The 25,148-nt window shown below is 57.1% G+C and carries 19 protein-coding genes and 1 pseudogene; 7 read left to right on the top strand and 13 right to left on the bottom strand.

Features of this window, described 5'->3' with window-relative positions; all coding sequences use genetic code 11:
- Positions 1–23: 23 nt before the first annotated feature.
- Positions 24–2,126: a tetratricopeptide repeat protein gene (locus K8I01_11105; protein ID MBZ0220963.1), complete on the bottom strand. Its 2,103-nt coding sequence runs from the start codon at positions 2,124–2,126 to the stop codon at positions 24–26.
- A gap of 197 nt (positions 2,127–2,323) precedes the next feature.
- On the opposite strand from K8I01_11105, the gene K8I01_11100 reads away from it, so the two are divergent.
- Positions 2,324–3,112: a glycosyltransferase family 2 protein gene (locus K8I01_11100; protein ID MBZ0220962.1), complete on the top strand. Its 789-nt coding sequence runs from the start codon at positions 2,324–2,326 to the stop codon at positions 3,110–3,112.
- 86 nt (positions 3,113–3,198) lie between these two features.
- On the opposite strand, the gene hemL is transcribed toward K8I01_11100, so the two are convergent.
- The gene (gene hemL, locus K8I01_11095; protein MBZ0220961.1) at positions 3,199–4,482 is read right to left on the bottom strand and encodes a glutamate-1-semialdehyde 2,1-aminomutase; all 1,284 of its coding nucleotides are present in this window, start codon (positions 4,480–4,482) and stop codon (positions 3,199–3,201) included.
- 222 nt (positions 4,483–4,704) lie between these two features.
- On the opposite strand from hemL, the gene K8I01_11090 reads away from it, so the two are divergent.
- The 6 genes from K8I01_11090 (at position 4,705) to phoU (ending at position 10,879) form a co-directional block, all read left to right on the top strand.
- Positions 4,705–5,874, top strand: coding sequence for an OprO/OprP family phosphate-selective porin (locus tag K8I01_11090; protein ID MBZ0220960.1), 1,170 nt, complete (start codon positions 4,705–4,707; stop codon positions 5,872–5,874).
- Positions 5,875–6,475: 601 nt separating this feature from the next.
- On the top strand, positions 6,476–7,510 hold the full coding sequence (pstS, locus tag K8I01_11085) for a phosphate ABC transporter substrate-binding protein PstS (GenBank protein ID MBZ0220959.1): 1,035 nt from the start codon (positions 6,476–6,478) through the stop codon (positions 7,508–7,510).
- Between the two features lie 101 nt (positions 7,511–7,611).
- A complete protein-coding gene (gene pstC, locus K8I01_11080) occupies positions 7,612–8,598 on the top strand; it encodes a phosphate ABC transporter permease subunit PstC (GenBank protein ID MBZ0220958.1) in 987 nt (328 codons plus the stop codon).
- Positions 8,599–9,441, top strand: coding sequence for a phosphate ABC transporter permease PstA (gene pstA, locus K8I01_11075; GenBank protein MBZ0220957.1), 843 nt, complete (start codon positions 8,599–8,601; stop codon positions 9,439–9,441).
- A complete protein-coding gene (gene pstB / locus K8I01_11070) occupies positions 9,441–10,196 on the top strand; it encodes a phosphate ABC transporter ATP-binding protein PstB (protein ID MBZ0220956.1) in 756 nt (251 codons plus the stop codon). The genes pstA and pstB overlap by 1 nt, the downstream gene beginning before the upstream one ends.
- Before the next feature lie 17 nt (positions 10,197–10,213).
- Positions 10,214–10,879 carry a phosphate signaling complex protein PhoU gene (phoU, locus tag K8I01_11065; protein ID MBZ0220955.1) on the top strand — a complete coding sequence of 222 codons (666 nt, stop codon included), beginning with the start codon at positions 10,214–10,216 and terminating at the stop codon, positions 10,877–10,879.
- Between the two features lie 192 nt (positions 10,880–11,071).
- On the opposite strand, the gene glyQ is transcribed toward phoU, so the two are convergent.
- The 11 genes and pseudogenes from glyQ to K8I01_11010 form a co-directional block, all read right to left on the bottom strand.
- The gene (gene glyQ / locus K8I01_11060; GenBank protein MBZ0220954.1) at positions 11,072–11,959 is read right to left on the bottom strand and encodes a glycine--tRNA ligase subunit alpha; all 888 of its coding nucleotides are present in this window, start codon (positions 11,957–11,959) and stop codon (positions 11,072–11,074) included.
- Between the two features lie 262 nt (positions 11,960–12,221).
- Positions 12,222–12,992 (bottom strand): DNA repair protein RecO, encoded by a 771-nt coding sequence (gene recO / locus K8I01_11055; GenBank protein MBZ0220953.1) that lies wholly within the window; start codon positions 12,990–12,992, stop codon positions 12,222–12,224.
- A gap of 1 nt (position 12,993) precedes the next feature.
- Complete coding sequence (mgtE, locus tag K8I01_11050) at positions 12,994–14,352, bottom strand: magnesium transporter (protein ID MBZ0220952.1); 1,359 nt, start codon at positions 14,350–14,352, stop codon at positions 12,994–12,996.
- 185 nt (positions 14,353–14,537) lie between these two features.
- Positions 14,538–15,371, bottom strand: coding sequence for a universal stress protein (locus K8I01_11045; protein MBZ0220951.1), 834 nt, complete (start codon positions 15,369–15,371; stop codon positions 14,538–14,540).
- The gene (locus tag K8I01_11040) at positions 15,368–17,650 is read right to left on the bottom strand and encodes an ATP-dependent Clp protease ATP-binding subunit (GenBank protein ID MBZ0220950.1); all 2,283 of its coding nucleotides are present in this window, start codon (positions 17,648–17,650) and stop codon (positions 15,368–15,370) included. Before K8I01_11040 ends, K8I01_11045 begins: the two co-directional genes overlap by 4 nt.
- A gap of 211 nt (positions 17,651–17,861) precedes the next feature.
- Positions 17,862–18,752, bottom strand: a complete 891-nt coding sequence (locus K8I01_11035; GenBank protein MBZ0220949.1) for a DnaJ domain-containing protein — start codon at positions 18,750–18,752, stop codon at positions 17,862–17,864.
- Positions 18,753–19,267: 515 nt separating this feature from the next.
- The gene (gene dnaK / locus K8I01_11030) at positions 19,268–21,154 is read right to left on the bottom strand and encodes a molecular chaperone DnaK (GenBank protein MBZ0220948.1); all 1,887 of its coding nucleotides are present in this window, start codon (positions 21,152–21,154) and stop codon (positions 19,268–19,270) included.
- A 380-nt stretch (positions 21,155–21,534) separates the two neighbouring features.
- Positions 21,535–22,146 (bottom strand): cytochrome c1, encoded by a 612-nt coding sequence (locus K8I01_11025; GenBank protein MBZ0220947.1) that lies wholly within the window; start codon positions 22,144–22,146, stop codon positions 21,535–21,537.
- On the bottom strand, positions 22,139–23,344 hold the full coding sequence (locus K8I01_11020) for a cytochrome b/b6 (GenBank protein MBZ0220946.1): 1,206 nt from the start codon (positions 23,342–23,344) through the stop codon (positions 22,139–22,141). The genes K8I01_11025 and K8I01_11020 overlap by 8 nt, the downstream gene beginning before the upstream one ends.
- Before the next feature lie 163 nt (positions 23,345–23,507).
- Entirely contained in the window at positions 23,508–24,083 is a 576-nt protein-coding gene (petA, locus tag K8I01_11015) for a ubiquinol-cytochrome c reductase iron-sulfur subunit (GenBank protein MBZ0220945.1), read from the bottom strand.
- Between the two features lie 129 nt (positions 24,084–24,212).
- Positions 24,213–25,102, bottom strand: a pseudogene (locus tag K8I01_11010) (TerC family protein).
- Positions 25,103–25,148 lie beyond the last annotated feature (46 nt).

Here is a 25,148-nt window from a genome sequence, read left to right as displayed (position 1 = left end):
TCTCATTCGATTGTGGAAAAAATTCAACGCGCCTCTTCACGGATATGGGTAAGCGCTTCGGAAAGGCCGAGCCCCGCGGCGGCCTTGAAATGCACGGAGGCTTCGGCCGGGTCCCCGGCCTTATTGTACGCGAGCCCCAGGTTAAGGTGCGTGCGCGCATCATCCGGCTTGAGCAGAAGCGCCTGTTTAAAATCCGCAATGGCTTGGCCGTATTCGCCGGTCGCTGCGTGGGCCTCACCCCTCCTTGAGTACGCGATTCCGTTATCTGGGCCGAGATCTATCAAGGCGGTAAGGGTCTTTACGGCCTCCTGGTGCCTGCCCATGAGGGCCAGGGCGCGCGCCTTGTTTGAATATCCTTTGGGCTCCTTCGGGTTGGACCTTATCGCCGCATTGAAATCGGCAATCGCTGCGTCCATAAGGCCGAGCTCCGCGTGCGCTATCCCCCGCATGATATAAGCGTCCGTATAGCGCCTGTCAATGTTTATCGCGGCTGAAAAGTCCTCGACGGCCCCGCGGAGGTCGCCCATATGGGTCTTTGCGCGCGCTCTGCCGAAATAGGCCGGCGCGGCCTTCGGGTCAAGCCTGAGCGCCTCGCTAAAATCGGAAAGCGCGGGGCCTGCCATCCCGACTTCCGAGTAGGCGGTCCCCCTCGCGATATACGCCTCCGAGTACTTCGGGTTTGTATCGATTGCAATTGAGAAATCCTCGATAGCGCCCCGGTAGTCGTTCATCGCGATCCTGGTGTGGGCCCTGTGGCTGTAGATGAAAGACACCCCTGGCGCGAGCCTCACGGCCTCGTCCAGGTCTGCAAGCGATTCCTTGTTCATGCCGAGGTCCTTGTATGTGACCCCCCTCTTGTTGTAACCGAAAAAGTGGTCCGGATAGAGCTCTACCTGGCGGGACCAGAGGGAGAGAGAGTCCTTCCATATCGCCGCCTGGCTGATGGTCCCGTATCCGAGGAGCGCCAGGAGGGCCAGCGCCCCTGCCGTGAACGGCGCCTCAAGCCTTCTTCCCCTCCCGGCCAAAAGAGACAAGACCCCGCCGAGGAGGAAAAATAGCCCCAGGGTCGGGAGATAGGTGTACCTGTCGGCGGCCGCCTGCTCCCCGGCCTTTATGATGCCGGAGACCGGGGCGAGCGTTACGAGATAGAATAGCCAGGCCGCGAGCGGGGCCCTGCTGAACCTGAGGAGATAGATGCAGACGCCCGTAATGAAGGCGGCTATTAAGCCATATACGATGATTGTAAGGGGCCCGGCGCTGAAGTCCACGGGGTAGACCGGTGCGAGCCCGATGGGGATGATGAGCTTGTAAAGATAGAAGACGACCGCCCTTGATGCTATGGCGAGCTTCGCGGCAAAGCCCATGGATATTACCGCGCCTACGGTCTTCTGGGTCAGCATGGTCACGACCCCTAGCAAAGCGCTAAGCACCAGGAAGGGTACCTTCTCAATAAGGGCCCGCCTTAGCCCCGGGCCTGCAAGGCGTCTCAAAGGATAATAGTCGATTATAAGGAGCGCTAAAGGCACTGTCACCGCCATGGGCTTACTGAGGAGCGCCAGGATGAAAAACACAATGCTCAGGGCGTAATGGCGCTTAAGACGCCTTTCCGAGTACCTGAAATACATAAGAAATGTAAGGAGGATGAAAAAGACCGAGAGGACGTCCTTTCTTTCCGAGACCCATGCGACGGACTCGACGTGCATGGGATGAAGCCCGAACAGGAGGGCCGGAATGCCCACGAGGAGAAATACGGGCCTTTGGCTTAAGTCCTTGCGGGCGGCGATTGCGATCCTGAACGAGAGCGCCCCGGCAAGGAACGTGTTCAGGGCATGGAATATCGAGTTGGTCAGGTGGAAGCCGAAGGGGTTTCGTCCCCAGACCAGGTAATCGATAGCGAGGGAGGACATGGTCAGGGGGTGCCAGTTGCCGCCAGTCGAGCTCGTAAGAAGATCGAGCCATGCTGAAATGCCGCCCGTCCAGCCGGACTCAATCGCAAGGATATAAGGGTTCTTGAAGACGTAGTAAGGGTCGTCCCAGTTGACGAATCCGTTCCAGAGGGAAGGGACATACGCGGCGAAGGTCAGTGCCGCGATAACGGCTGCTGGAAGGAAAGGGCTTTTTTTCATGAGGGACCAGGACCGGGCTTAAATTAAAACACGAAGATGAGCGGTTTTCCAAAAAAGCGAACGCCGCGATATTATCCCTGAAAAGACAAGCAAAGTCAAAACGTTTGAGAATCGTGCGCCTCCTTTTCGGTTGACACCCCGCAATCCTTTTTGAGATAATCCCCGTGCACCTATTCCGTTTAACGGACCCTTTCCCTATGCTGCTTGGAAAAAAAATAGCCGTAGTCCTTCCGGCCTACCACGCAGGAAAGACCCTCGAAAAGACCTATAGAGAAATCCCGCTGGACATCGTGGACGAGGTCGTGCTGGTGGACGACTGCTCTGGCGACAATACGGTCGAGGTCGCGCGGAAACTCGGCATAAGAAATGTATTCGTGCACGACAAGAACAAGGGCTACGGCGGAAACCAGAAGACCTGCTATGCGCAGGCTATGGCGCTCAACGCCGACATAGTCGTAATGGTGCACCCGGACTACCAGTACACCCCGAAGCTCATAACCGCGATGGCCTCGATGATAGCCTCGGGCGAGTATGACCTTGTGCTCGCTTCGCGCATCCTGGGCACCGGGGCCTTGAAGGGCGGGATGCCGGTCTACAAATACATCGCGAACAGGTTCCTAACCCTTATCGAGAACATACTCCTCAGCGAAAAACTCTCCGAGTACCACACGGGCTACAGGGCCTTCTCAAGGAAGGTGCTGGAGACCCTTCCGCTTGAGGAGAACTCCGACGATTTCGTCTTCGACAACCAGATGCTCGCGCAATCGGTCTGGTTCGGCTTCCGTATAGGCGAGATAAGCTGCCCGACCAAGTATTTCAAGGAGGCCTCATCCATCAATTTCAGGAGGAGCGTCATATACGGCTTCGGCGTCCTCGGCACTGCATTGAAGTTCAGGCTCCAGAAGCTCGGGCTTAAAAGCTACGGGATCTTCGATAACAAAGGTAAAAAGCTCGCCTCGCAAAAGATACAGCCCCAGTTCCGGTAGTCGTTTCCCCGTGGATACTTTCCAGGCCTAAAACAGAAGAGCCCCGCCGTTTCCGGCGGGGCTCTTTCCCTATTGATTACGGTTGATTACAGTCCCTTGAAGGCCCTTTCAGCGGCCTCCAGGGTCTTGTCAAGGTCTGCCCTGGTATGGGAGAGGCCGACGAATACGGCCTCGAACTGGGAGGGCGGAAGGTATATCCCGCTCTTGAGCATCCGCGTGAAGTACTTCCCGAACCTCGCGGTATCCGAGCCTTTGGCGTCCAGCCAGTTCGTGACGGGCTTTTCCGAGAAAAAGAGCGTAAACATGGACCCTGCTACCGCCGTATGCACCGGCACCCCGCGCCTCTTCGCTATTTCACCGAGCCCATCGGCGAGATAATTGGTGGATTTGTAGAGCTTGTCGTAGACGCCTCTTCCCTGGAGGAGCTTAAGAGTCTCTATCCCGGCGGTCATGGCCAGCGGGTTACCCGAGAGGGTCCCCGCCTGGTAGACCGGGCCTGAAGGCGAAAGCTTCTCCATTATGGCCCTCTTGCCTCCGAAAGCGCCGACAGGGAGGCCGCCGCCTATGACCTTGCCCAGGCAGGTAAGGTCGGGATCGATAGAGTATACCTTCTGCGCCCCGCCGTAGCAGAGCCTGAAGCCGCTCATGACCTCGTCCATTATAAGTAGGGCGCCGTATTTTTTACAGAGCGCCTTAAGGCCCGAGAGGAAGCCTTCCTTGGGGAGCACGACCCCCATGTTGCCGGGAACGCCCTCGACAATGACGCAGGCTATGCCCTTGGGAGCCTTCTCGAAGACCGCCTTCACCGAGCCGAGGTCGTTGTAGGTGGCGTTATAGGTGTGCTTGGCGAGGTCGGCTACGACCCCGGGGCTGTCCGGCACGCCCAGGGTCGCGGCGCCCGAGCCTGCCTTTACGAGGAGGCTGTCGGCATGGCCGTGATAGCAGCCCTCGAACTTTATGATCCCGTCCCGTCCCGTGTGGGCCCTGGCAAGGCGGATGGCGCTCATAGTGGCCTCTGTCCCGGAGCTTACGAACCGTACCATCTCCATGGAGGGGAAAGCCTTCCGCGTCATCTCCGCCAAGGTGACCTCAAGCGGGGTCGGCGCGCCGTAGCTCGTGCCCCGGTCCACCGCCTTCTTTATGGCCTGCGAGACCTTCGGGTGGGCGTGCCCGAGTATCATGGGCCCCCACGAACCTATGTAGTCGACGTACTCGTTCCCGTCTATATCGTATATTCTCGAGCCTTTTGCCCTGGAGATGAAAACGGGCCCCCCGCCCACGGCCTTGAACGCGCGCACGGGGCTGTTCACCCCGCCGGGGATGAGCTTCACTGCTTTCCTTAAGACCTGAGCGGACTTTTTCGTGCCCATCGCTCTCTCCTTTTAGCCTGATTTTTCAGGGTTCTTCGGCCTTATATCCTACCCGAAGGGTTGAACGCGTGTCAACGCCAATTTAGTCCTTTTCCAAAGTAGAATGGCATAATATAATGCGGAACGTTTCATTTGATCGTAACCTGGCGGCCGGCATACGGCTGTAAACGGCTGCGGGTCAGCATGCGGCTTAAAAAGCATCCGGAAAAAGGAGGTTTGTGAATGAAGAGAAAAGCTCTGTTGATTGTCCTTGCCGCAATGGCCGGGGTGGCTGGGGCCGCGACCGCAGGAGCCGCCGAGTTCGCCTTCGGCGAGGAGACTAAAGGGATCACATTGACCCAGGGCGAGAGCGACCTCACGATACGGGTGAGGCTCCAGCCGAGGTTCGACTTCGGGGACATAATTACGAGCACCGGTAATGACTCATACGCGACCGAGAGCGACATGTATTTCAGGAGGGCGCGCCTGGAGATGGGCGGCAACCTCGTATCGAAAAAGATAAAGTACAACGTGACATTTGACGCCGACAAGTGGGACAAGGCCGGGAATAACAACAAGGTTTCCCTCAAGTACGCCTATGTCGCCCTTACCCCGGACGAGGCCTATTCCTTCATGTTCGGAAAGGAGAAGCTCCCGTACTCGAGGGAAGAGCTTATATCAAGCTCGACCCTACTTTTCATCGAGCGTCCGGCCTCTGTCGATGCGTCGAGGGACGTTTTCGGCGCGAGCAACGCCTATTACCAGCCCAAGGCCGCCGTATACGGGAAGCTCCTTGAGGGGGCTATCGGCTATGAGGTTGCCGTGGCAGACGGGTGGCAGAACGGGGAGACGATACGGACAGGAGCGACTGTCTACAAGGCCGCGCCCTTTCTTGCAACCAGGGTCGAGATATCGCCCACCGGCTGGGTAGAGACCAAAAAGCAAGGCTCGTATCTTGGCAAGGGGCAGCACATAACCGCCGGCGTGAGCCTCGCAGTGCAGAACGACATAGATTACGCGACCGGCGGCGGGGAGGACAGGACCCTCTGGGGAGTAGATGTATCGACGCACCTCCAGGGCCTTACCGCGAGCGCCGAATATATTTCCTGGGAAGTGGACTCGAGCGCCTTCGGAGAGACCAGGCCCGAAGGCTGGTTCCTGCAGGGCGGATATTTCATCGAGGGGCTCAATATCGAGCCCGCGGCCAGGTACGAGGTCTTTGACGAAAATGCCAAGGCCGCTGACATGAAAGAGCGGACCCTGACCCTGGGAGCCAACTGGTACGGCAAGGGGCACAGCTTGAAGGTGCAGGCAAACTGGGCGCATACCCGGTTCGAGTCCAATGCGAGCGGCGCGCTTCCCAACGACAAGTCAAGGGACATACTGCAGATACAGGGGCAGTTATATTTCTAGCTTGATTAGCGGGAGGTGCGCTTCGCGCACCCCCCAATGCCTTTTGCGCCCACAGCGCTTTCGGTAGTATAACAAAAGGCCTTTTCCGCGCTTTCGCGCGGGTTCGAGGGGCTCGCGCTAGCCCCCTCCCCTTCCTCGTGAACGGGCCCCCAAAGTCGCTTCGCTCTTGGCTGCCCCGACCCGTTAACACTCCTCCTATTGTTTTTTAGAAACAACCCGGGCATAAGGTGGAGCGAACATAGGGATGGGGGAAGGGCGGGCGAGGCGGGGCAGCAGGAGCGAGGCCCAAGGCCGAGCGACATAAGGGCCGAGCCGGAGGATGGAGGCGGAATGAGAGCGGAGCCTTATGCCAAAAAAGCGCGGCAGCGCGTTAAATGGTTTTTTTGAAATGACTGATACTAAATGCATAGTCTCCATATTTCTCAGAATTACTGAAAGGAACGGTGTGCTTTTTTCAAAATTGGGAATGGAAAGGCTTTATCCTGGCTTGAGAAAAGAGACGATCAACCCCCTTTTTCCATAGCGTAACCCTCCTGTAACACGGCTGTAACATTTCTCCTGTACAGTCTTGTCAAAAAGCGGAACAAAAAGGAAACCTGATATGAAAAAGATACTACTTTTAGCGATAATCTTCCTGGGATTGACGGTCGGCACGGCATCGGCCCAGCTCATAAACGGCGCTGGCGCGACCTTCCCTTACCCGCTCTACTCAAAGTGGGCATATGAATACAACAGGGCGAGCGGCGTGAGGCTCAACTACCAGTCCATAGGTAGCGGAGGCGGAATAAGGCAGGTCACGGCAGGCACAGTGGATTTCGGCGCGTCTGATGCGCCCCTTGGCGCCAAGGAGCTCGGGGACGCGGGCCTCGTACAGTTCCCGATGGCGGTCGGCGGGGTCGTGCCGGTTGTGAACCTCGAAGGAGTGAGGCCCGGTAGCCTCCAGCTCACTGGAGAGGTCCTGGCGGATATCTACCTCGGTAAAATAACCAAATGGAATGACCAGCGGATAGCCGCGCTCAATCCCGGAGTGAAGCTCCCTGACGCCAAGATAACCGTTGTGCACCGCTCTGACGGAAGCGGCACGACGTGGATATTCGCGAACTACCTCTCAAAGGTAAGCCCCGAATGGAAGAGCAAGGTGGGCTTCGGAACGGCGGTCAACTGGCCCGCTGGCGTCGGCGGCAAGGGGAACGAGGGTGTCGCCATGTACGTAAAGAGGATGAAGAACTCTATCGGATACGTCGAGTACGCGTACGCCATCCAGAATAAGCTCACCTATACGAAGCTCAGGAATAATGCCGGGAGCTTTACCGAGCCATCGATGGAGACGTTCCAGTCAGCCGCGGCCAACGCCGACTGGAAGGGCACGCCTGGTTTCGGCGTAGTCCTTACGGACCAGCCCGGAAAAGACTCGTGGCCCATTGCCGGGGCGACTTTCATACTCGTAAAGAAAAACCAGTCGGACTGCAAGAAGGCGGAAGAGGTCTTGAAGTTCTTCGATTGGGCCTACAGGAACGGGACGGACATGGCGAAGTCCCTCGACTATGTGCCCATCCCGCCCGCCGTATACGGCCTCATGGAGGCCGCATGGGCTCGGGAGATAAGATGCAACTCTCAGCCGGTCTGGGGTAAATAGGATTTCAAGCCGCCCCGCAAGGGGCGGCTTTTTTGTGGAAACCGCGAACCTTTTGGAATAATATCAAGGCGATGCCGGAAAAAGCAGACGAGAAGGTACGGATGCCGTTAAGAGATATCCCCGAGAAACTGGCTTCGGACAATGGCCCTGTAGCCGCAGCCCGCAGGTACGCCGCAGCCAGGGCAGGGGACGCGGTATTCAAGGGCGCGGCCTGGTTCTTCGCCGCCTCGGTCATCGCCCTGATGATCCTCATATTCGTCATCCTACTTAAAGAGTCCTGGCTATCGATAAAGACCTTCGGCGTCGGTTTCCTTACAAGCTCCACATGGGACCCGGTAAGCCTCCAATTCGGGGCGCTACCGTCCATTTACGGCACGCTGGTCTCGTCCGCGATAGCGATAATAATAGCGCTCCCCATAAGCATCGGAATAGCTATATTCCTCACGGAGATGGCCCCGAAGCGCGTAAGCGGGCCGGTTGGGTCGGCAATCGAGCTCCTGGCCTCGATACCGAGCATCATCTACGGCATGTGGGGGCTTTTCGTATTCGCCCCCATACTTTCCGAGCATGTCGAGCCGTTCCTGATCGACCGGCTGGGCTTCATCCCGCTATTTTCAGGCGCGCCGCTCGGCATAGGCATGCTTCCTGCGGGCTTCATACTCGCCATAATGATAATCCCCTTCATATCTTCGGTCACGAGGGACATCTTCCGCATGGTCCCGCCCATGCTGAAGGAATCCGGCTACGGCGTCGGCGCCACGAAGTGGGAGGTGATCCGGAAGATAGTGATACCGTACACAAGGTCCGGGATAATAGGGGCCGTGATACTGGGTCTCGGCAGGGCGCTCGGGGAGACGATGGCCGTGACCTTCCTCATCGGTAACGCCCAGAACATAAGCCTCTCGCTCCTTGACCCGGCAACTTCCATTTCGGCAACGCTCGCGAACGAGTTCACCGAGGCCTTCGAGGACCTTTATCTATCGAGCCTCGTGGAGCTCGGCCTCATCCTCTTCCTCATAACGTTCGTGGTGCTCGCAATTGCGAAGCTCCTCATCGCAAGGTTCTCGTACCAGGGCGGGAAATTTTAGATGAACGCGCATTATATAAAAAGGATGCTCGCCAATTACGGGGCGCTTACGCTTTCGGCCCTCTCGGCCGTCTTCGGAATATTCTTTCTCTTCTGGATATTGAAGGACGTGTTCGTCCTGGGCTTTAGCGCCATAAATGTAGATTTCTTCACCCAGCTCCCTGCTCCGGCGGGAATGGAAGGTGGAGGGCTAGCGAACGCCATTGCCGGGACCTTCCTCATAACCGTGCTCGCCACCATCATCGGCGTACCGGCAGGCATAATGGCAGGCACGTACCTTTCCGAATACGGCCGTAAGAGCAGGATGGCATCTGTCGTGCGGTTCATATCCGACATCCTCGTAAGCGCGCCGTCGATAGTCATAGGCGTCTTCATCTACGCCCTGCTAGTCAAGCCCTTCGGCGGCTTCTCGGCTATCGCAGGTGCGGCGGCCCTCGCCATAATCATGCTCCCGGTTGTCATAAGGACCGCCGAGGAGATGCTTAAGCTCGTTCCGGACGCGACGAGGGAGGCGGCACTTGCCCTCGGCGCGCCGCACTGGAAGGTCACTGTGCAGGTCGTCTACAGGGGGGCCGTCCGCGGCATAGTGACTGGCGTTATGCTGGCTGTCGCCCGGGTCTCGGGCGAGACAGCGCCGCTCCTATTCACCTCCTTCAATAACTCCTTCTGGAACTTCAGCCTCACGGAGCCCACGGCCACGCTCACGGTCACGATTTTCAACTACGCCATGGGCCCCTACGAGGACTGGCACCAGAAGGCGTGGGCCGCGGCCCTTCTTATAACGGCTATTGTGTTGCTTGTGAACATGATTTCAAGGATAATAGTGAGAGGCAAGGCTGGATAATGAAAGACAAGCTGACTATAAAGGACCTTAATTTCTGGTACGGCGACAAGCACGCCCTGAAGGATATAAACCTTCATATCAGGGAAAAGCAGATAACCGCCCTCATCGGGCCTTCCGGGTGCGGGAAGACGACCTTCCTCCGGTGCCTTAACAGGATGCACGACCTCTATCCCGGGAACAGATATGAGGGCGAGATACTCCTTGAGGGAAGGAACATACTGGAGAAGGGGCTCGACCTTATTAAGCTACGGGGCAAGATAGGCATGGTCTTCCAGAAGCCCACTCCCTTCCCCATGTCCATTTACGAGAACATCGCCTTCGGGCTTAAGCTCATGGGCTTAAAGAGCAAGGGCGAGATATCCGGGAGGGTCGAGAAGGCCTTGAAGGACTCCGCCCTGTGGGACGAGATAAGCGAGCGGCTCCACGGCCCGGCCCTATCCCTCTCCGGCGGGCAACAGCAGAGGCTCTGCATAGCGAGGGCCATCGCGGTCGAGCCCGAGGTCATATTGATGGACGAGCCTTGCTCGGCACTCGACCCGGTCGCCACAGCCAAGATAGAGGACCTCATGACCGGCATAAAGGAGAACTATACGGTCGTGATCGTCACGCACAACATGCAGCAGGCCGCGAGGGTTTCCGAGTACACCGGTTTTTTCATGCTCGGCGAAGTCGTGGAGTTCGACACCACCGAGAAGATATTCACGGCCCCGGCAAACAAGCTCACCGAGGATTATATAACCGGACGTTTCGGCTAGGCTTTTAAGGAGGGATGATGACCCGCGAAGCGTATCATAAGTCGATAAAGGGCCTCGAAGCCGACCTTCAGCAGATGGCCGGCCTGGTCGTTGACGCCATAAAGGGCTCGATGGAGGCCCTGAAGGCCAGGGACCTTGAGAAGTCCCGCCACATAGTGCGTAACGACATGGAGATAAACAGGAAGCGTTTCCAGATAGAGGAGAAGTGCATTAGCCTCATCGCGACCCAGCAGCCCATGGCCGTGGACCTCCGGATACTCGCGGCCATAATAAACATAATAACCGACCTCGAGCGCATCGGCGACCACGCCGAGGGCATCGCGAAGATAAGCATATCCATAGGCGACGAGCCGCTTGTTAAGCCCTTGATCGACATGCCGCTAATGTCCGAAAAGGCGGTCTCCATGCTCGAGAGGTGCATGAAGGCCTTTATCGAAAGGGACGTGAAGACCGCCAGGGAGATATGCAACGAGGACGACGAGGTCGACGCCTATTACGACAAGATATACAACGATCTCGTGCTTCTCATGATAGATAACCCGAAGCTCATAAAGGACGCGACCTACCTCATCTGGGCCGCGCACAATATCGAGAGGATGGCGGATAGGGTCACGAACATCGCGGAGAGGGTTGTTTATATGGTGACGGGGAAGATGGAGGAGATGAACGTCTCGAAGTATTAGTTCAGCTGAAAAACGCCCGTCTGCTTTGTTGCCTTCGTCGCTCCGCTGCTCACATACCGAAAAAGTATGCTCCGCTGCTCGCTCCTCGGCGCCTCGCACCCGGGCATTTTTGAGCTGAACTAAATAAGCAAAAAAGGCGAGGTCAAAAGACCTCGCCTTTTTATCTATCCCGGTATTTTGTTTGTTTCTTAATTAAGCCCCTGCCTTTACGCTCTCACGCAAAAGCGGAAACCCCAGTTCCTCCCTCGTTTTCAAATACCCCTCGGCGCAGCCTCTGGCAAGAGCCCTTACGCGGCCTATGAACCGGGTCCTTTCGGCAACGCTTATCGCGCCTCTCGCATCGAGGAGGTTGAAGGAGTGGGAGCATTTGAGGCAGTAGTCGTAGGCCGGAAGATATAGCCCCTTTTCCATGAGCTTTCCGCACTCCTTTTCGTACATGTCGAAAAGGGTAAAGAGCATCTTGGTATCGGCCTCCTCGAAGTTGTGCTTCGAGTACTCTATCTCGGTCTGCTTGTGGACGTCTCCGTAATTGACGTCCTTCGTCCATTTAAGGTCGTAGACGTTGTCAACGCCCTGGAGGTACATGGTTATCCTCTCAAGGCCGTAGGTTATCTCGCCTGAGACGGGCTTCAGATCAATGCCGCCAGCCTGCTGGAAGTAGGTGAACTGCGTAATCTCCATGCCGTCGAGCCAGACCTCCCAGCCGAGTCCCCACGCGCCGAGGGTAGGGGACTCCCAGTCGTCCTCGACAAACCGAATGTCGTGGGCCAGAGGGTCTATGCCGAGGGCACGGAGGCTGTCGAGGTAGATATCCTGTATCTCGTCGGGCGAGGGCTTCAGTATCACCTGGAACTGGTAATAGTGCTGGAGCCTGTTCGGGTTCTCGCCGTACCTGCCGTCCGTGGGGCGCCTCGATGGCTCGACATACGCCGCCTTCCACGGCTCCGGCCCGAGCACCTTCAGGAAGGTGGCCGGGTGGAATGTGCCCGCGCCCTTTTCAACATCATAGGGCTGCATTATGACGCAGCCCCTCTCGGCCCAGAACCTCTGAAGGGTCAGTATTACATCCTGGAAATACATCAATAATCCTCCAATTCAGGGCTTTGAAAAAGCACTGGCCCTGTGCCATTCTACAAAAAATAGAGCCTTGAAGTCAAAAATGAATTCCCCGCTCATCCCCTCCCGCCTGATTAAATAAGGGGAGGGGAGTTCTTGATCATCCCCCTTTTTCAAAGGGCGATGAGAGGGGCATTTTTCAAATGTTCTTAATCCCCCCTCCCCCCTTTAGGAAAGGGGGGGGAAGTAACGGGACAGCACTGTCCCCCCTGGAAAAGGGAGCGATTCATGCCGAACACCCGGCCATACGGAGCTTGGCCATGAAGCGCCGGGTCTTGAGCTCTTTTCCGAGCTGGAATTTGATGAAGTCGGAGAGAATGCGCTCGCTCTCATCGAGAAAGGCCCTGTCCGGCCGCAGGCGTCCGAGCTTTCCCTCTTCGAATCGCGCGGCCATCGAGAGGAGGCCGGCTGTCCCCGGAGATAGCGGTATGAGGCCGCTTATCCCTGTTGAGCAGCTCCTGCATACTGTGCCGCCCCTGTCGGAGCTGAAAAAGAGCCTCTCGCCTTCATGCGCCTTCCTGCATACCACGCACCCGTTGAGGTGCGGTAGATACCCCGTATGGGAAAGGAGCCGTATCTCGAAGAACCTTAAGCATTCCGGGCCGGGGCTGTCCTCGAGCATCTTCAAGAACGCCGCAAGCTCGCGGTAGACCGCCGGGAGCGCCTGCCCCTCTCGCGTCATCTCGGATGCGAGCTCAAGCATGTAGCAGGCCTCCGAGTACCTTTCTATGTCGCCCCTGAGCCCGGGGAACGCGTCTATAAGGGAAGCGTCCTCGACCCGGGCAAGGTCGCTGGTCCCGTTGTGGAAAAAAAGGATATCGATATGGGATGCGGGGTCGAGGTTCCCGACGAAGCGCTTTCTCGACCTCCGGGCGCCCTTGGCAATGCCGCTCATCTTGCCGCGCCCCAGGGTGTAGAAAGTGAGTATGCGGTCGGACTCCCCGTAGTCCACGGAATTGAGGACTATGGCCCTGTCTTTATAGGCGCCGCGCTTCATGCTAAAGGAGGCCCGTTTTCATGAAGATGGTCGCGAGGCCGAGGAATGTGAAGAACCCGCCCACGTCGGTAGAGGCCGTTACGAATATGCTCGAGGATATGGCCGGGTCGAAGTTATATCTTTTTAATATCAGCGGCATTATCGAGCCTATGAGCCCGGCAACCATCATGTTAGCTATCATGGCGAGGAAAAGGAGGAGGCCCACATAGACGCTCGCGCCGAGGAGAAAGGCTATGAGGCCCGCGACAGCGCCGGTAAGGAAGCCGTTCGAGAAGCCGACGGCGACCTCCTTCATGAGCACCCATTTGGCGTTCTTGTATGTTATCTCCCCGAGGGCCAGCGCCCTCACGATTACGGTTATGGTCTGGGTGGCCGCGTTCCCGCCCATGCCCGCCACTATGGGCATGAGGACCGCGAGTATGACGAGCTGCTCGATGGTGCCCTCGAAGATCTTCACGACCCCGGCGGCTGCCGAGGCCGTGACGAGGTTAAGAAAAAGCCAGGGCACCCTCATCCGTATGGCCCTGGAAGGCGGGTCGAGCGCCCGTGCGCCTATGTTGAGGCCCGCCATCTTATAAAAGTCCTCGAATATCTCCTCCTCGAGGACGTCCACTATGTCGTCTATCGTAATACGGCCGACGAGCCTGCCGTCGTTATCCACGACCGGGACCGATATGAGGTCGTATTTCTGGAAGAGCTTTGCGACCTCCTCCTGGTCCATGTCCGTCCGGACGCGTATGGCGTCCCTGTTGGTTATCTCGATTATACGGGTCTTAGGCCCGGCCAGTATGAGCCTGTCGAGAGGGACCGCGCCCACGAGCCTGCCGCCGTGGTCCATCACGAAGACGCTCGATATGTTCTCTATGACTGCGGCTTTTCTCCTTACCTCCTCTATCGTCTCCTCGACGGTCGCGGTCTCCGGGACCGAAGCCAGCTCCGCCTGCATCTTGCCGCCCGCGGTGTCTTCGGGGTAGACGAGGAGCTTCTGTACGGCGATTGCTTCCTGCCGGTCGATACCCTCGAGCACCTGCCGCGCGTCCTCGACCGGAAGCTCGGAGATGACGTCCGCCGCGTCGTCGGTCTCCATCTCGTGGACGACCTCGATGAGCTCTTCCGAAGATATGGAGGAGATGAGGACCTTCCTCAGGCGCTCATCGACTTCAAGGATGACAGCCGAGGCCTGCTCAGGAGGAAGTAGCCTGAAGACCCGCATGGCCTCCTCTTCATCGAGCGAGCCCAGAAGCCTCCCTATATCCGAGGAATGGAGTTTTTCAAGCAGGCCGCTTATTTCGGAGTCGCGGCCCTCCTCGAGGTGGCCTCTTATTTCGTCAGTATGGTCGTTTTTGGCTTCGACGCTCATGTTCAAGGCTCTTTAGGAACGAACGGATTCTGGTCCCGAAATGGGTCGCTTTAAGCGGAAATCCGATAACCACGGCAGGCTGTCGCTAATCAAGGATATTCCTGAAAAATTAGCACCGGTGCAGATATAAGTCAATAGGGAATAAGGAGATTTTGGGGCTGGATTGTTGCTGATGGGTGCGGAAGCTATCTTTCGAGGAAGAACGGCCCCGGGACGGTCCGCATGACGTGCTCGGTGGTGGAGCCGAGGACCATCTCCACGAGCCTCGAATGATGCGAGGTGCCCATGAAGAGGAGGTCGTGCCCGTTGTCCTTATAGTAGTTCTCGATGACAATGGGCGGGTCGCCCTTCCTGTGGACGAAGCTCGCCTGGATTCCATAGGGCTTAAGGTATGTGCGGGCGTCATTGAGGATCGGGTCTTCCTCCTCAGAGGAGGAAACCGTAAGGACAGTAAGCGAGAGGTCCAGGGTCTTTGCCCATTCGGCTGCGGAGTGCATTGCCCTGCTCGCGTTGGGGCTGCCGTCGTACGCGAGAAGCGGTTTTTTCGGCTCGGTGAAGCGCTCGGGCACTATGAGGACCGGCTTGGGCGACCTCCGGAGCACGCTCTCGGTAGTCGAGCCGAGGAGCCCGTACTCGAACCGGGCGTTGACGCCCCGCCTGCCGATGACGACCAGGTCCGCGACTTTGGCCTTGTCTATTATCTCGTTAGCTACTACTCCAAAGGTTATCTGGGATTCGCAGGCTGTCCCGTTCTCCTTGCAGGCGTCCTCGAACGCGGAAAGAATGGTCTTGCCCCTGGCCTCAAGGGCCTCGCGCATCCTCGTCGAAAAATTGAGGAACGGCTCGAAGCCGAGGGAGCCCGAAATGTCGTGAAGGAACGGCCCCTCGAGTGAGACGACGTCCACCACGTTAATGCCGACAAGTCCGGCGCCGAACCTCGACGAAAGCCACATCGAGTAGTCCAGCGCCGACTTGCCGTAAACTGATCCGTCCTGCGGGACGAGTATCGTCTTTATCATGCCAGCGCCGGCTCGCCCATATTGGATGCTTCCACAGTCACTTCGCCCCTGTCCGCGTCCACCTTGAAGAAGTCCCCCTCCTTCCACTTGAGGGTTATGGGGACCTTAATCTTCTCGTCCACGTGCCTCTTCAGGAACCTTGCACCGTACCGCTGGTTATAACCCTTATCGACCAGAACGTCAACCGCTTTTTCGGTGACCGAGAGGTGCTTGCCGTAGCCTTCCATGTGCTCGCGTATCTTTTCGAGGTACATGAGCGTAAGCTGCCTGACTTCATTCCTCGTAAGCGGCGTGAAGACTATGACGTCGTCGATGCGGTTAAGGAACTCGGGGCTAAGGGTGTTCTCCACCTCTTTTATTATGTCCTTTTTGTAGGACCGGGCGTCAACCTCGCCCTCGGTCATGAAGCCCAGCGGTTTCACGTATTTCCTGAAGACGTCCGCGCCGAGGTTGCTTGTCATTATTATGACGGTGTCGCTGAAGTAAACCCTTTTCCCCCTGCCGTCCGTGAGCCATCCCTCGTCAAAGACCTGGAGGAAGAGGTTAAGGACGAACGGGTGGGCCTTCTCCACCTCGTCAAGGAGCACTACCGAGTAGGGGTTTTCGCGGACCGGGTTGGTGAGGAGTCCTCCCCGCTCCGAGCCGACTATGCCCCTCGGCATGCCGATGAGCTTATCTACCGCCACGCCCGAGTCCTTGTACTCGCTCATGTCGAGGCGTATCATCTTCTTTTCGTCGCCGAAGAGGAAGTCCGCGAGAGATTTGGCAAGCTCGGTCTTCCCGACGCCCGTGGGGCCGAGGAAAAGGAGCACGCCGTCGGGCCTTGCGAAGTTCTCTTTCAAGGGGCCCTTGTTGAGCCTGAGCCTCTTCGAGAGGGCGTTAATGGCCTCCTTCTGGCCCACGACCCTTCTCGCAAGGGTCTTCTCCATGTCCTTGAACCTGCCGACAGTGTCCCTGAAGATCATGTCCCTGGGTATGCGCGTCTCCTTGGAGATGACCTCTATTATGTCGTCCGGGCCCACGGGCTCGGACGGCCTGTTTATCTCGACCTTTACGCAGGAGGTATCGAGCCAGCCGATGACCTTGTCCGGCATCTTGAGGCTGCGCATGTATCTCTGGCTCATGTCGAGCCCGGTCTCAATGGCCTCGTCCATGACCTTGACCGAGTAGCTCTTCTCAAGCCGCGGCCTTATGCCGTAAAGTATCTTCCTCGTCTCATCGACGGACGGCTCCTGTATGTGGACGAGCCTGAACCTCCGTGCGAGCGCCTCGTCCTCCGCTATGAACTCCTTGTACTCGGAAAGGGTGGTCGCGCCTATTATCTGGACCTCGCCCCTCGAAAGAGTCGATTTGAAGATATTGGCCGCGTCGGACGGCACGCCCATTGCCGAACCCGCGCCGATTAGCGTATGGGCCTCGTCGATAAAGAAGATGATGTTCTTTCTCTCCTTTATCTCCTTTATTATCTTCTCTATCCTGTCCTCGAACATGCCCCTGAAGATGGTCCCGGCGACTACCGAGTTCATCTGCAGGTTCACTATCTGCTTGTCCCTCAAGCGCTTGGGGACCCTCTTCGGCTCGAGCTCTATCCTCCTTGCGAGCCCCTCGACCACAGCTGTCTTCCCCACGCCCGGCTCGCCGATTATCATCACGGAGTTCGAGCGTTCCATGTGGCAGAGTATCTCCATCACCTGGTCTATCTCGGCGTCCCTGCCTATTATGACCGGGAGCCTGTCGAATCTCGCGAGCTTATTGAGGTTCACGGCGAAGTGCTTGAGGTTCGGCGGCAGCTCGTATTTTTTCTTGAGCTCCTCCTCCATCTCCTCCTTGCTCCTGACCTTTACGGTGATCCTCCGCATGACGTAATCGGGGTCCAGGCCGAAGCTACGGAAGACCTTCGCCGGTAGGCTGTGGTTCTCCTGGAATATGGCAATGAAGAGGTCGGTAGAGTCGAGTTCGTCGCGGCCCCACCTCTGGGCCTCTTCGCGGGCGAGCCTGAAGACGTTCCTTGTGGCGGGCGGGATCTTGAGGCCCAGGCCTATGTACTGGCGGGAGACGTTCAGGTGCTCGTTAAGGAAGTTTATTACATGGAAGATGTCGAGGTTCAAGTCCTCCATCACCTCGCGGAAGAAGTTCTCCTCCACCTTGGCAAAGGCAAGGAAAAGGTGCTCTACGCCGAGATAATAATGCTGGCGGTTCTTGCTCTCCTCTATGGCGGCGTCCAGAACCCGTCGAGCAGCCGGCGTAAGCTTCTCTTTTATCTCTTCAAGTTCGGTCATGATAGCCTCTTTAGGCCCGCCGGGGTTCCGGCGGACGGTTGGGGCCTGACAAGCCGTTCGGCTCATTAGGTTCAGGTTTTCAAGCTTTCCCTAATCGCCTTTTCTGCTGCCGCTTTTATGGGTTTATGGGGCGGTTACTTACGCCCGCTTATGTTCTCATCTCAAGCGGCAGAGCCTTTTTTGCCCTGATTGGGCAACGCCATACTTAATTCTACCACAGTCCTTTTCGGGGCTCGTATGGATTTCGGCTCTCGAATTCCTCTATGAGCTCCCGCGACCTGTCGTCGACCTTTTTGGGGACCATTATCTTAATGACCGCGTACTCGTCGCCGCGCTCGCGGCCGTACGCTCCCTTGCCCTTGACCCTGAGCATCTGACCGGACTGCGTTCCGGCCGGCACTTTTATCCTCACATTGCCGTCAATGGTCGGCACCTCTATTTCGGCGCCTATGAGGGCCTCCTTTAAGGTTATCGGCACGTCCAGGTATATATCCCTGTTTTCTCTCCTGAAATAAGGATGCGGCCTTACTGCTATGAGGATATAGAGATCTCCTCGTGGCCCTCCTGCCAGGCCTTCGCCGCCCTTTCCCGCAACCCTTACCCTCGAGCCGGTTACGACCCCAGGCGGAATCCTGACCTTTAGCGACTCGGCCCCGGACGGCCGCGGTATCGTTATTTCGGTCTCCGCACCCTTTACTGACTGGATGAAATCCAGGGTAAGCCGGTATTCCAGGTCTTCCCCCCTTTGCGCCACCCTCCTTCCGGCCCTGCCCCTGCCGAAGAGTTCGCTGAATATGTCCTCAAACCCCCCGAAACCAAAGCCGAATTCCTCGAAATTCACGCCACCTGGCGCGTAGCCCGGGGCTCCTGTGCCAGTCTCGAAGCCCACATGGCCTGTAAGGTCATAGTCGGCCCGCTTCTTTGGGTCGTTAAGTACCTGATAGGCCTCGTTTATTTCCTTGAACTTCGCCTCCATCTCGGCCCTTTTGTCCGGATGGAGGTCGGGGTGGAATTCACGCGCGAGCTTCCTATAGGCCTTTTTTATCTCCTCTTCCGAAGCGTTCCTCGGAACACCGAGGGTTGCGTAGTAGTCTTTGGCCATATCGGTCCTTAATCCGCGCAAAAAGCAGCAGCCGCTTAAAATCAGCAATGAGCAGATATTCCTGATCGGCCCGCGCCCCTTTTTGATTTTACAAGCAGGTCTGGATTAGGGCAAGTCTCTCTATGCAACCTCTAAATTGATATTTTTCCCGGACTCTGTGTCAGGGCGGGAATAAAAATGCTCACATATTGTCATATATGCTCCGCTTTTTATTCCCGCCCTTCCTTGATTGCGTGAAAAATCTCTATTTTTTAGAGATTTGCCTTAAGACAACTTTTAAAAAAAGGCCTTCCCTGAATTCCGCGCAGTATGGTGATAGAAATGCTCGCTTATTGCCATATATGCTGCACTTTTTATTGCCGGGCTTCCTCAATCCATTCTATTTTGAGGTTGCCCAGACGCTATCTTTATTCAACCCCTGCAATCCGCAGTTCAGGCGGCCAGAAAAAAAACCCGGGGGCGCTTGCGGCCCCCGGGTTTGCTCATAACAAGGTCGGTGGGGTCGGGCGGTCGTTTTACTTCTGCTGGTCGTCAACCACCTCAGCCTCGACCACCTCGCCCTCTTTCTTCTTCTCGCCTTCTTCGCCGGGCTGCTGTGCCGCGGTCTTGTAGAGGGTCTCGGCTATCTTGTGCGAGGCTGCCGTGACCTTGCCTACGGCTTCCTTGAGGACTTCGAGCTCATTGGACTCGAGCGCCTTTTTCCCTTCGGCAAGTGCCTCTTCCGCGGCCTTCGCGTCCTCTTCCGGGAGCTTTGCGCGGTTCTCGTCCACTATCTTCCCGGTAGAGTAGATGAGCGAATCGAGCTGGTTTCTAGTTTCTATGGCCTCTTTCCGCTTCTTGTCCTCTTCGGCATGCGACTCGGCCTCTTTGACCATCTTCTCGACCTCGTCCTTTTCAAGGCCGCTCGAAGCCGTGATGGTTATTTTCTGCTCCTTGCCGCTGGCCATGTCCTTTGCCGAGACGTGGAGTATTCCGTTCGCGTCTATGTCAAAGGCCACCTCGACCTGGGGGACTCCCCTCGGCGCAGGCGGTATGCCCAGGAGGTTGAACCTGCCGAGCGTCCTGTTGTCGCGGGCCATGGGCCTCTCGCCCTGCAGGACGTGGATCTCCACCTGGGTCTGGTTGTCGGTCGCGGTCGTGAAGGTCTCCTTCTTCCTCGCCGGGATGGTCGTGTTCCTGGTTATGAGCGTGGTCATGACCCCGCCCAGGGTCTCTACGCCGAGCGAAAGGGGCGTAACATCAAGGAGCACCACATCCTTCACCTCTCCAGCGAGTACCGCGCCCTGTATGGCCGCGCCTATGGCCACGACCTCGTCCGGGTTAACGCCCTTATGCGGCTCCTTGCCGAAGAACTCCTTAACTAGCTTCGTAATCGCGGGCATTCTCGTCATGCCGCCGACAAGGACCACCTCGTCTATGTCAGAGGGGTTAAGGCCCGCGTCCCTCAAGGCTTGCTCGCAGGGCTTTTTGCTCCTCTGAACGAGGTCGTCGCAGAGCTGTTCGAGCTTGGCCCTCGAAAGCCTCATTACGAGGTGCTTGGGGCCCGTGGCGTCAGCGGTTATGAAGGGGAGGTTTATCTCGGTCTCCATGGTCGAGGAGAGCTCTATCTTGGCCTTCTCGGCCGCCTCCTTGAGCCTCTGGAGGGCCATCCTGTCCTTCGAGAGGTCGATGCCCTGGTCCTTCTTGAACTCGGATATGAGCCAGTCGATAATCTTCTGGTCGAAGTTGTCTCCGCCGAGGTGCGTATCGCCGTTCGTGGACTTCACCTCGAAGACCCCTTCGCCGACCTCGAGTATGGAGATGTCGAAGGTGCCGCCGCCGAAGTCGTAGACCGCTATCTTCTCTTCCTTTTTCTTATCGAGGCCGTAGGCCAGGGACGAAGCCGTGGGCTCGTTTATTATCCTCTTTACGTCGAGGCCGGCTATCTTGCCCGCATCCTTGGTCGCCTGCCTCTGCGCGTCGTTAAAGTAGGCCGGGACGGTTATTACGGCCTCGGTCACGGGCTCGCCGAGATAGGCCTCGGCCGACCTCTTGAGCTTCTGGAGTATCATGGCCGATATCTCGGGCGGGGTGAAGGTCTTCCCCATGTTCCCCGAGACGACCACGGCCCTGCCCTGGTCGTCCTTTTCGGTCTTGTAGGGCACCATCTTCATCTCTTCGTTGACCTCTTCGAACTTCCTCCCCATGAACCTCTTAATGGAGAAGATGGTGTTCTCCGGGTTCGTTACGGCCTGCCTTTTGGCCACCTGGCCGACGAGGATCTCCTTGTCCTTGGTGAAGGCCACGACAGAGGGGGTTATGCGGCTCCCCTCCTCGTTCACTATGACTTTCGGCTCCCCGGCCTCCATGACCGCAACGACAGAGTTGGTGGTGCCGAGGTCTATGCCGATGATCTTTCCCATCTTTTACGTTCCTCCTGGCTTTTTGAAGGCAACTTCTAAAAATTGGAGTTTTTTCCCCGTCTTTCCTTGACTGTGGGAAAAATCTCTGATTCTTAGAGGTTGCCTGGATTTTCCTTTCGCCTTGGACCTAAAGAGCCTTATGATACAAATATGGCGTTAATGCTCCAGACATTTTATAAATTCTCTTTGAAAATGGGCGGTTCAGAGGCCAGGCACGCGGGCCCGGCCACGCTTATGGTAAATATAGGTACGCGGGGCATTTTTGTCAAGGGAAGTGCTCGAAATTAGGAAAAAAATCGAAAATAGGCCATGGTGGAGAAAATGCTTAGAGGCTAAGTGGATACGGGGCGGATAAAGAAGCCTGGACTACACCGGCCCTCTCAGCCACGGAGCTTCCTTTTCTGCTCCTTCCAGGTATAGCGGTTAAGGACGTAGAGGACCGCCGTAATGAGGGCCATGAACCCGAGCACCCAGGGGCCCAGGCTACTCCTGTCTTCAAGGGAGGGTTCCGAGACGAGATAGAGGAATGCGGCGATGTCCCTCGCCTTTTCCGGAAGCCCGGGGTCGTCCATTGGGATGGGCGGGGGCATTGCTATGGCGCCCTCGGTCTGGGTTTCCTCGGCAAAGGCGCGGTTCCTTATCTCCCCGTCGGCGATGTAGTAGGTTGTAAGCAGGTCATATATGTACTCCGCGCCCTTAAGCCCCTTTCCCCTGGCCGAGGCCATAAGGGTCAGGTCAGGCGGCACCACGCCAAAGGCAGTCTGTGCGGATTCGGGGTCCAGTCCCGGGGGTATGCCCTCCTGCGCGTCCGGGCCCCGGAAGTACTTAAGCCCGTGGCAGGCGGCGCAATGCTGCATGTAGAGCCCCATGCCTCTTGAATAGGCCTCCGGGCCCATGTCGAATGCCACCCGCTCCCTTTGGAACTCCGCAAGGGCCTGAAAGGGGTAGAGTATTACGAACAAAAGAAGGATTTGGAGCAGGACCCTAGCCACGCCTCTTCTCCTTCCGGGGCTCCCTGGTCCTTTCGAAATACGGCAGGACAGGCAGGAGCGCGAAAAACAGGAAATAAATTATCGTCGCAATCATGCCGAGGACGGCCATCCTCACACCGACCGGTGATATGAAGTCCGGCGGGTAGAGGCCTATGTAGCCGAGAAGTATGAAATTCAGGAAAAAAATCCATGTGAGCACCTTCTTTACGGGTCTGTACTTCGCGCTACGCGTCTTCGAGCGGTCGAGAAAGGGGAGGAGCGCCAGGATGAATATGGATGCGCCCATGGCGATAGCACCCCCTAGCTTATCCGGAATGGACCTCAAAATCGCGTAGAAGGGGAGGAAATACCATTCGGGCACGATGTGGAGCGGGGTCTTCAATGGGTTTGCGGGCTCGTTATTTACGGGTTCCATGAAGGCATCGGGCCAAAAGAAGACGAAGTAGAGAAAGATGGTGAGGACCAGGCTCAGGAACCAGGCGTCCTTTGTAATGAAATAGGGCGAGAAGGGGACCATCTCAGGCCCGTTCTTGTCGTACTCGATTCCCTCGGGGTTCCCCGATCCCACCCTGTGGAGGGCCGAGAGGTGGAGGATTATGAGGCCCCCGAGTATGGCGAAAGGGAAAAGGGTCGTGTGAAAGGAGTAGAACCTCGTAAGGGTCGCGTCGCCGACTGCAAAGTCGCCCCGGAGCCATACTGTAAGCCCCTGTCCGATGAACGGTATCGCCGTAAACAGGTTGGTTATGACGGTAGCGCCCCAGAAGGACATCTGCCCCCAGGGGAGGAGATAGCCCATGAAGGCCTCTGCCATGAAGCCCAGGAAAATGAGGAGCCCTATCCACCAGAGTAGCTCACGGGGGCCCTTGTAGGAGCCGTAGTAGAGGCCCCGCCCCATGTGCACGTAAAGGGCGAAGAAGATGCCGGTTGCGCCGACCGCGTGGAGGTAGCGTATCAACCACCCGTAGTGTACGTCCCGCATTATGTGCTGGACGCTGTCGAAGGCCAGAGACTCGTCAGGCTTATAGTACATGGCGAGCCAGACCCCGGTTATGACCTGGATTACGAAGAAGACTCCGAGGACCGAGCCGAAGTTCCAGAAGTAATTGATATTTTTCGGGGTGGGATAGCCAGTTATGTGCTTCTCGATAAATTCGGAGAGGGGAAGGCGCTTATCTATCCAATCGAGGTACCGGGCCATTTGGCTCCTTAACGGCTGCTGAAAAAGCCCAATCTGCTTTGTCGTCTTCAAAATTAGACATTCCGGCGTACAAAAAAGTACGCCTCATTCCTCATTTTTCGACTCCTCGCATCTTGGACTTTTTGAGCAGCCTGTACATGTTTTTGAGTTTCTCAGCAAGCTATTAAATCGTTGGCAGGTCCTGTATCTTCCTTACGTTCTCGCCGTAGCCGCCGAAGCGCTCGGTGCCGAGTATGAGCGTCTGCCCCTCGACCCGGTAGGGAAGAAGGCGAAGGTTTTCCGGCGGCGGGCCGCCGAGCCTTCTCCCGAGGTTGTCGTATTTCCCGCCGTGGCAGGGGCAGTAAAAGCCAGCAACACCTGTCTCAGGCACCGTTTCCCTGAACTGCGGTATGCAGCCGAGGTGCGTGCATATGCCTATTGAGACGAAGAGGCCCGGGTCCACGACCCGTTCTTCGGGCGCTGCCGGGTCTGCGAGCGTTGCCGGGTTTATGAGGGACGCCTCCTCTATCATGGCCGGGGTGCGCCGGAGGATGAAGACCGGCTGCTTCCTCCAGATAACGGTCCGGAGTTCCCCTTCGCGGAGGTTAGAGATGTCCACCTCCTGGACCCCGGCCGCGAGTATGTCCTTGGTGGGGCTCATGGCCCTTATGAAAGGGACCGCGGCAAAAGCCGCGCCGAGCGCGCCGAGGAACGCCGCCGCGCCGGTCAGGAATTTCCGCCGGCTTACGATGCCCTTCATGTCTTTTGCCATTTCGAGATCCGTTTTAACTATTCGGAGTATAGCAGAAAAGGAGTGGGAAGGGGCCGGAGGGCCCCTTCCCTGAGCGCAGGGATCGACATGCAAGCGAGGCCGTGAATGGAAGGCGGCCTATCGTTCCTCCCCGGTCGCTGTCGCCTCTTCCCGTGGCGGCCAGAGCACGGAAGCTATCATCGAGATTGAGAGGATTGCAGCAACCGCCGCAAGGGCCGTGGCCGAGGAGAGCTTATAGAAGTCGGAGGCCAGCATTTTGACACCCACGAAGGCGAGTATGGCGGCGAGGCCGTAATGGATATAGTAAAAGCGCTTGACTGCCCCGGCCAGGACGAAAAAGAGGGACCTAAGCCCCATTATGGCGAAAAGGTTTGAGCTGAAGACTATGAACGGGTCTCTCGTTATGGCGAGTATGGCCGGTATTGAATCGACCGCGAAGATGACGTCGGTTGTCTCGATTACCAGGAGGACGACCATCAATGGAGTGGCCATTATGATGCCGTTTCTCCGCACCAGGAACTTCCCTCCTTCGTAATCGCCCGATATGGGGATGAAACGCCGCAGAAGCCTTATAAGCGGGTTCTTTTCCGGGTGGAGTTCCTCTTTTTTGGAGATAGCCATCTTGACCCCGGTAAAGACCAGGAACGCCCCGAAGAGGTATATGATCCAGTGGAACTTCGTTATAAGCGCGATCCCGGCCGCTATGAAGACGGCCCTCATGGCTATTGCGCCGAGCACGCCCCAGAAGAGTATCTTGTGCTGATAGACGGCAGGCACGCTGAAATAAGCAAAGACCTGGAGAAAGACGAAGATATTATCGACGCTCAGGGACTTCTCGATGACGTACCCGGTAAAGAACTGTATCGCGGTCTCCGGCCCTCTCCAGAAGTACACGCCGACATTGAAGGCGAGCGCCAGGCCTATCCATACCCCGCTCCAGGCAAGGGCCTCCCCTACCTTCACTCGTGGTCCTTGCGGTTAAAGACCCCGAGGTCGATTGCGAGCATGGCGATTATGAAGAGCGTAAAAAGTATCCAGGGAAGGTAAACCACT

The sequence above is a fragment of the Deltaproteobacteria bacterium genome, assembly GCA_019912665.1.
Lineage (GTDB): Bacteria > Desulfobacterota > GWC2-55-46 > GWC2-55-46 > GWC2-55-46 > UBA5799.
This window is presented reverse-complemented; position numbering and strand designations above follow the sequence as displayed.

Coding starts and splice junctions, on each gene's coding strand:
- K8I01_11105 (MBZ0220963.1), bottom strand. CDS start 2,126: ATGAAAAAAAGCCCTTTCCTTCCAGCAGCCGTTATCGCGGCACTGACC.
- K8I01_11100 (MBZ0220962.1), top strand. CDS start 2,324: ATGCTGCTTGGAAAAAAAATAGCCGTAGTCCTTCCGGCCTACCACGCA.
- hemL (MBZ0220961.1), bottom strand. CDS start 4,482: ATGGGCACGAAAAAGTCCGCTCAGGTCTTAAGGAAAGCAGTGAAGCTC.
- K8I01_11090 (MBZ0220960.1), top strand. CDS start 4,705: ATGAAGAGAAAAGCTCTGTTGATTGTCCTTGCCGCAATGGCCGGGGTG.
- pstS (MBZ0220959.1), top strand. CDS start 6,476: ATGAAAAAGATACTACTTTTAGCGATAATCTTCCTGGGATTGACGGTC.
- pstC (MBZ0220958.1), top strand. CDS start 7,612: ATGCCGTTAAGAGATATCCCCGAGAAACTGGCTTCGGACAATGGCCCT.
- pstA (MBZ0220957.1), top strand. CDS start 8,599: ATGAACGCGCATTATATAAAAAGGATGCTCGCCAATTACGGGGCGCTT.
- pstB (MBZ0220956.1), top strand. CDS start 9,441: ATGAAAGACAAGCTGACTATAAAGGACCTTAATTTCTGGTACGGCGAC.
- phoU (MBZ0220955.1), top strand. CDS start 10,214: ATGACCCGCGAAGCGTATCATAAGTCGATAAAGGGCCTCGAAGCCGAC.
- glyQ (MBZ0220954.1), bottom strand. CDS start 11,959: ATGTATTTCCAGGATGTAATACTGACCCTTCAGAGGTTCTGGGCCGAG.
- recO (MBZ0220953.1), bottom strand. CDS start 12,992: ATGAAGCGCGGCGCCTATAAAGACAGGGCCATAGTCCTCAATTCCGTG.
- mgtE (MBZ0220952.1), bottom strand. CDS start 14,352: ATGAGCGTCGAAGCCAAAAACGACCATACTGACGAAATAAGAGGCCAC.
- K8I01_11045 (MBZ0220951.1), bottom strand. CDS start 15,371: ATGATAAAGACGATACTCGTCCCGCAGGACGGATCAGTTTACGGCAAG.
- K8I01_11040 (MBZ0220950.1), bottom strand. CDS start 17,650: ATGACCGAACTTGAAGAGATAAAAGAGAAGCTTACGCCGGCTGCTCGA.
- K8I01_11035 (MBZ0220949.1), bottom strand. CDS start 18,752: ATGGCCAAAGACTACTACGCAACCCTCGGTGTTCCGAGGAACGCTTCG.
- dnaK (MBZ0220948.1), bottom strand. CDS start 21,154: ATGGGAAAGATCATCGGCATAGACCTCGGCACCACCAACTCTGTCGTT.
- K8I01_11020 (MBZ0220946.1), bottom strand. CDS start 23,344: ATGGCCCGGTACCTCGATTGGATAGATAAGCGCCTTCCCCTCTCCGAA.
- petA (MBZ0220945.1), bottom strand. CDS start 24,083: ATGAAGGGCATCGTAAGCCGGCGGAAATTCCTGACCGGCGCGGCGGCG.